The following is a 6,278-nucleotide window of genomic DNA, read 5'->3' on the forward strand; positions in this document are numbered from 1 at the left end:
ATGCACCTTCCATGAGGTGGTTGAGCGCCATGCCGATGAGGCCGACCGCCTGCGGCGCGGTGTGGTGGGTCCCGTGCCGGTGAACCGGCTCAATCCTCTGCTGATGCGCGTCGTGCGCCGATACCAGCCCGGCGAACTGATTCCTCCCCTCGACATCAATGGCGTTGTGCACCTGATCCGGGTCGATTCCCTGCAGGCCGGCCGGCTAGACGACCAAGTGCGTGGCCAGCTGCTGGATGAGTGCCGCAGCCGCTGGCAGCGCGAACAGCTCCTGCTGCTGCGCGATCGGCTGATGCAGTTGGCAGACCTCTTAGAGGCAGCCCCCTTGGAGGTGGCCAGCTGATGCGATTTGAACAGCTGCTGCGGGGTTCAGCAGCCCTCACCAACGTCTCCGACCAGCTGATCAACCGACTGGCGGCGGAAGCCTCCATCCAGCAGCTCAGCGTGGGACAGCCCTTCCAGCGGGCCGGCCAGCTACCCCCCGGGGCGGCGCTGCTGCTGGAAGGCAGGCTGCGGCGGCTGCAGCTCAGGCCTGGCGAGACCCCACTGAGCCTGGGCCTGGCCAGCCCCGGCAGCTGGCTGGGCTGGTCGTCGCTGTGGCGTGGAGAACCGGAACTGGGCCTGGTGGCTTCCCAGCCATCTACCTTGCTGGTAGTGCCAGCCCTGCCGGCCCTGCGGCTCTTGCAACAGGAGCCCGAGCTGCGCCACGCCGTGGCCGGCCGCCCTTGCCTCGAAGAGCTGGCCAGCCTGATGGAGGTTTGGTGGCGGGCCCAGGGCCAGCGGCCCACCCAGCCCAAGCAACAGCTTGAGCTGTTGCTGGCAGAGGCCTTGCTGCTCGGCCCCGAAGACCGCCTCCCCCCGGGCCACCTCCTGCTCTACAGCGGCCCCCGCCAGCCCGATGGGCTGCTGCCGGGAGACCAGCTGCAATCGGATTCCGAAGGTTGGCGGCAGCCGGTGAACCAGTTGCCGCCCCGGGTGGTGGCCATCCCCGAAGCGGCCCTGAACGCCAGCGCCTCGCCCCCCTCAGCTCCTGCTGCGATGGTGCCCGTGGCGGCGGTGGCCAGCCTTGGGGCGAGCGATCCGATTGAGCTGGGCTTCGTCGACAGCCGCCCGCGCCCCGACGGCAGCAGCGGCGAAACCAATCCGGCCGCCGATCGGGTGGAGCAGGCCTACTTCTGCATCCAGCAGCTCTGCCAGGCCCGGGAGCTGGTGGTTTCCAGCGACCAGCTGCTGCGCAACCTGCGCGATGTGGAGGAGCGGCTGGGAGCACTGAAGCTGCCCCAGGTGGGTTTGCAGCTCGAGGCGCTTGGCTTTGACACCCGGCCGCTGCGGGCGCGGGCCTGGGAGCTGGCCCGGCTGGAGCCGCCGGCGGTGCTCGATCTCGAGGGTCAGTTTGTGCTGCTGCTGGTGGCCGGTCGGGGCAGCGGTGTGCTGATCAGCGATCCCCGCCGCGGCCCGGTGCGACTCGGCCTGGCCCAGCTCGAGCAGCGCTGCCCCGACGGCCTCGATGTGCTGGTGGTACGCGAGGGCCGCGCCGGCCGCGACGACGTCGAAAAGGTGGGCCTGGGCTGGTTTGGCAGTGCCTTCGCCCGCTATCCCGGCATGGTGACCATGGTGCTGCTGACGGGCTTCATCTCCCAGGTTCTCGATCTGGTGCTGCCCCTCAGCATCATGGTGGTGCTCGACGCGGTTATAGCCCGCAACAACCCCTCCCTGCTGGCGCCAATCCTGGTGCTGCTGGTGGTGGCCAACCTGGTAAATGGCGTGATCGGCGGCCTGCGCGCCCTCGTTACCGCCGACCTTTCCGATCGCGTTGACGTGCGCATGGGCTCATCGGTGGTGGAACATCTGCTGCGTCTGCCCCTGCCCTATTTCGAGAGCCGCCAGGTGGGGGCGATTCTTTACACCGTCAACCAGCTCTATGCAATCCGCCGCTTTGTGGTGGAGCAGGTGCTGGGCGCCGGCCTCGATCTCGCCCTCGGCCTGCTGGTGTTTGTGGTGCTGTTCGTGATTAGCCCTACCCTCACCCTCATCACCCTGGCGGTGGTGCCGCTCCTGATCGGCCTCAACTTCTTCGGAGCGCCCCTGATCGAGCGCAACCTGCAGATCAGTAACCGCTCCCTGGCGGCCGCCAATTCCTATTTGGTGGAGCTGCTCTCCGGCATGCGCACGGTCAAGAGCCAGAACTTCGAGGTGGAGGCTCGCTGGCGCTGGCTCGATCGCTACCGCCGCTACACCAATTCCCGCTTCCGTCTCACCCGCCTCTCCGCCCTGCTGGGCCAGGCAGGCCGCACCATCGGTGGCCTGGCAGACGTGGTGTTGACCGGCGTGGGCGCGGGCCTAATCCTCACCAACCAGCTCAGCATCGGCGGCTTCTTCGCCATCCGCATCCTTTCCAACCGGATCGTCAGTTCCTTCGTGCGGCTGGGGGGCCTGTGGCAGGGGGTGCAGGAACTGCGCCTATCCCTGGCCGCCCTCAGCCAGGTGATGGAAACCCTGCCGGAAGCCGGCAGCTCCGACCAGCAGCAGCCACCCCTGCCGCCCCTGCGCGGCGACTTGCACTTCGAGCGGGTGTCGTTCCGCTATGGCCCCCGCAGCCCCTACCTGCTCGATGGCCTCGATCTCCGCATCCAGGCCGGCCAGTTCGTGGGGATTGTGGGGCTCAGCGGCAGTGGCAAGAGCACCCTGGTTCAGCTGATCGATCGGCTCTACCTGCCCCAGAAGGGCACGGTGTTGCTCGATGGCAATGATGTGGAGAAGGTGCAACTCGCCAGCCTGCGCGCCCAGGTGGGCTATGTGCCCCAGGACGGCCTGCTGTTTGAGGGCACCGTGCTCGAAAACCTGCGCCTCAACAGCCCCGATGCCGACCTGGAAGCGGTGATTGACGCCACCACGGTGGCCGCCGCCCACGACTTCATCCGCGCCCTCCCCAATGGCTATGCCACCCGCCTAGTCGAGCGGGGAGCGGGGGTGAGCGGTGGCCAGCGCCAGCGCCTCTGCCTGGCCCGGATGGTGTTGCAGAACCCCTCCCTGCTGATCCTCGATGAAGCCACCTCCGCCCTCGACGCAGAGACGGAGCGCCAGGTTTTCGCCAATCTCAGGCAGCGCTTCCGCGGCCGCACCGTGCTGTTCATCACCCACCGCCTCACCACCTTGGGCGATGCCGATCGCATCCTGTTCATGGAAAGCGGCCGCATCGTTGAGGATGGCCGCCATGGGGAGCTGATTCGCCTGGGTGGGTCCTACGCCACCCTCTACTACCAGCAGGTGGGCATTCCCGCGGAGTCTTCCCGTTGAGAACCCACCGCATGACCCACCCATGACCCGCCCACCCGCCAACAACCGGGCCCTGGCCAAGCGCACTGTCCCACGCCAGCCAACTGATGGGGTCAGAAGCCTCGACGACACCGGCTTCGCCACAGACGACCTGCGCCTCGAAAGCCGCCCCCCCTCCTGGATGCCCATGGTGATCGGCTCCAGCCTCTCGGTGCTGGTGTTGTTTGTGATCGGCGCCGCCGCCCTGATCAAGGTGGATCGTGTCGTACCCGTAGCTGGCCGCCTGCAGACCCTGCGCTCTACCCAGGAGGTGTCCCCCCCCGAGCAGGGGGTGATCAGCCAGGTGCTGGTCAAGGAAAACCAGCTGGTGAGCGCCGGCCAACCCCTCGTGGTGCTCGACACCGAAACCCTCCAGGCCGAGGCCTCCTCGATGGTGGACAAGCAGCGTTCGCTGGTGGCTACCTCCCTGGCCGAAGTGCAGCGGCTGCGGGCAGCAATTGCCGAGGCCAGGGCCAGGCTCCTAGGAGCCCAGCAGCAGCTCAGGATCACCGATGCCCAATTAGCCCAACTGCGCCCCCTCGCCAAGGAGGGCGGCTACGGCCAGCTCAGCGTGCTCGATACCGAAAAGAGCCGCGCCGAACTGAATGCCCGCATCAGCTCCACCCAGGCCGAAATCCAGAAACTGCAGGCTGAATCCGCCCAGAAGGAGGCCCTGGTGGCCAGCGAACTCTCCGCCAGCCGCGCCAGCCTGGTGGCCACCCGCAGCCGCCTGCGCCAGATCGTGCTCAAGGCCCCCTTCAAGGGCACCATCCTCGATCTCAGTGCCAAGCGGGGCCAGTTGGCGATCAGCGCCGAATATCTGCTCAAGGTGGTGCCGATCGACAACCTCCAGGCCCGGGTGGACATGCCGGATGCCGATCTCGCCTTTGTCAGGCCCGGCCAGAGCGCCGAGCTCGAATTCCCCGCCTATCGCCGCGACAAGTACGGCTGGCTCCCTGCCGAGGTGATCTCGATCGGCACCGATGCCCTGCCCCCAGACGAGACCAGCGAGCTGAAGGTGCCGCGCTTCCCGGTGAAACTCAAACTGAGCCGCCAATACTTAGAGGTAGATGGCCAGCGCTTCGGGCTCCAGGCCGGCATGGCCCTCACCGCCAACCTCAAGCTCGACAAGGCCAGCATCCTCGAGCTCTTATTCAACCAGTTCTCCGGCGGCGCCCGTGCCCTGCGCACGGCCCGCTGAGAAGACCCGTGCGGGTGCTGCTGCTGCACCAGAATTTTCCCGGGCAGTTTCTCCATCTCGCCCCCGCCCTGGTGCGGCGCGGGGATGACGTGGTGGCTGTGAGCAGCCAAGTGAGCAGTCAAGTGAGCAGGCCAGCCGGGCGCTTCCGCTGGTTGGCCTGTGGTGGTGATGTCAACGCCGACTTGCGCCACCCCGATCCCGCCAGACGTCTACTGGCCCCCTGGCAGCAGGCGCGGCGGGTGGTCGCCGCCCTCACCCCACTGGCGGCAACGGGCTGGCGCCCCGATGTGGTGCTCGCCCATTGCTTCTGGGGAGATGCGCTGCTCCTCGACGATCTCTTCCCCGCCGCCCCCCTGGTGGCGATGCTCGAACTCGATCTCACCTCCCCCCTGCTCGGCGGTGATCGCACTGCGGCAGGGGGCCGGCAGATCCAGCAGTGGGCGGACGCCGTGGCGATCCGCCGCATGACGGTGGGAATCACCGCCAGCCGCTTTCAGCGGGACAGCCATCCCCCCTGGCTGCAGCCCAGGCTGAAGGTGCTGCATGAAGGGGTGGATCTGCGGCTTTATGCCCCGGATCCGCTGGCCCGCTTGCGGCTCGCCGATGGCACCAGCTTCGGCTCGGAGACCCTGGTGCTCAGCTTTGCGGCCCGCAGTTTGGAGCCGCTGCGGGGCCTCGATCGCCTTCTCGCCGTGCTGCCGGCACTGCAGCAGCGCCTGCCCCAGCTACAGGTGGTGCTCGCCGGCGCCTGCGACCGGGGCTGCTACGGCAGCCCCCCTGCGGCTGATGGCAGCTGGCTCCAACACTTGCTGGCGGGCCTGGGCGAGGGGATTGACCGCCGCCGTCTACACACACCCGGCCTGCTGCCACCGGATCAGCTGCGCAATCTGTTTCGCATCAGCCGGGTGCATGCCTATCTCAGCCGGCCCTACGTACCCAGCTGGAGCCTGCTGGAGGCGATGGCCTGCGGCGCTCCTGTGGTGGCCTGCGCCGACGCCGGGGTGGAGGAGCTAGTTATCGATGGGGTGAGCGGCCGGTTGGTGCCCGCCGACGATCCCGCCGCCCTGCTGCAAACCCTGCTCACCCTGCTGAGCGCTACGGAGATCGCTGCCCCCCTGCGCCTCGGTGCCCGCCGCCATATCGCCAGCCACTTTGACCATCGCCGCTGCGTCAGTGCCCAGATCGATCTCCTGGATGCCGTGGCCCGCAGCGAAGCGGCAAGCCCCCAGGGCTGGAGCCCGTAATGGAACCCGTGATGGAGCCCGCATCGCCCTGGACTGAAGTGCTGCGTCAGGCGCTCGCCGCCCACGATTGGCTGGTGGCGGAGGGGGCCCTGCGGCGGCTGCTCCTACTCGGCGCCGCCTCTGCTGAGCAGCTCGACCTGCTCGCCTACGTGTTGCTGATGCAGGGCCGCTTCGCAGACTGCGAGGCCACCCTGGAGCAGGCGCTGGCGGCAGGCAGCCGCAGCTTCTGGACCCCGCACAAACTCGGCGATGCCCGCCGCGGCCGACAGCGGCTTGAGGCCGCCGCCGCCGCCTATGAGCAGGCGCTGGTTTGGGGAAGCGATAGCCCGCTCACCGTGCGCAACCTCCTGGAGGTGCTGGTGAGCATCGATCCCGAGCGGGGGGTGCGGCGCTTGCAGCAGCTGGCCGCAGCCCAGCAACCCGGCTGGCAGCCAGGCGCCTGCGCGGCCGCCAGCTCGGGCCTGGCTCCCGAGCTGGCGGAATGGCTGTGCGCCGTCGGCGCCGACGATCCGACGGTG

At 68.3% G+C, this 6,278-nt stretch carries 5 protein-coding genes; all 5 read left to right on the plus strand.

Annotated features, from left to right (window positions below; translation table 11 throughout):
- A partial coding sequence (locus KBZ15_RS16210; RefSeq protein WP_255016230.1) for a peptidylprolyl isomerase occupies positions 1 to 343 on the plus strand: 343 nt, incomplete at its 5' end.
- Positions 343 to 3,297: a peptidase domain-containing ABC transporter gene (locus KBZ15_RS16215; RefSeq protein ID WP_255016232.1), complete on the plus strand. Its 2,955-nt coding sequence runs from the start codon at positions 343 to 345 to the stop codon at positions 3,295 to 3,297. The genes KBZ15_RS16210 and KBZ15_RS16215, both read left to right, overlap by 1 nt.
- A 22-nt stretch (positions 3,298 to 3,319) precedes the next feature.
- On the plus strand, positions 3,320 to 4,516 hold the full coding sequence (locus KBZ15_RS16220; protein ID WP_255016233.1) for an HlyD family secretion protein: 1,197 nt from the start codon (positions 3,320 to 3,322) through the stop codon (positions 4,514 to 4,516).
- Between the two features lie 8 nt (positions 4,517 to 4,524).
- Positions 4,525 to 5,760 carry a glycosyltransferase gene (locus KBZ15_RS16225; RefSeq protein WP_255016234.1) on the plus strand — a complete coding sequence of 412 codons (1,236 nt, stop codon included), beginning with the start codon at positions 4,525 to 4,527 and terminating at the stop codon, positions 5,758 to 5,760.
- Between the two features lie 11 nt (positions 5,761 to 5,771).
- Positions 5,772 to 6,278: hypothetical protein (locus KBZ15_RS16230; RefSeq protein WP_255016235.1), on the plus strand; the 507-nt coding region annotated here is incomplete at its 3' end.

The sequence above is a fragment of the Cyanobium sp. BA20m-p-22 genome (assembly GCF_024346275.1).
Classification (GTDB): Bacteria; Cyanobacteriota; Cyanobacteriia; order PCC-6307; family Cyanobiaceae; genus Cyanobium_A.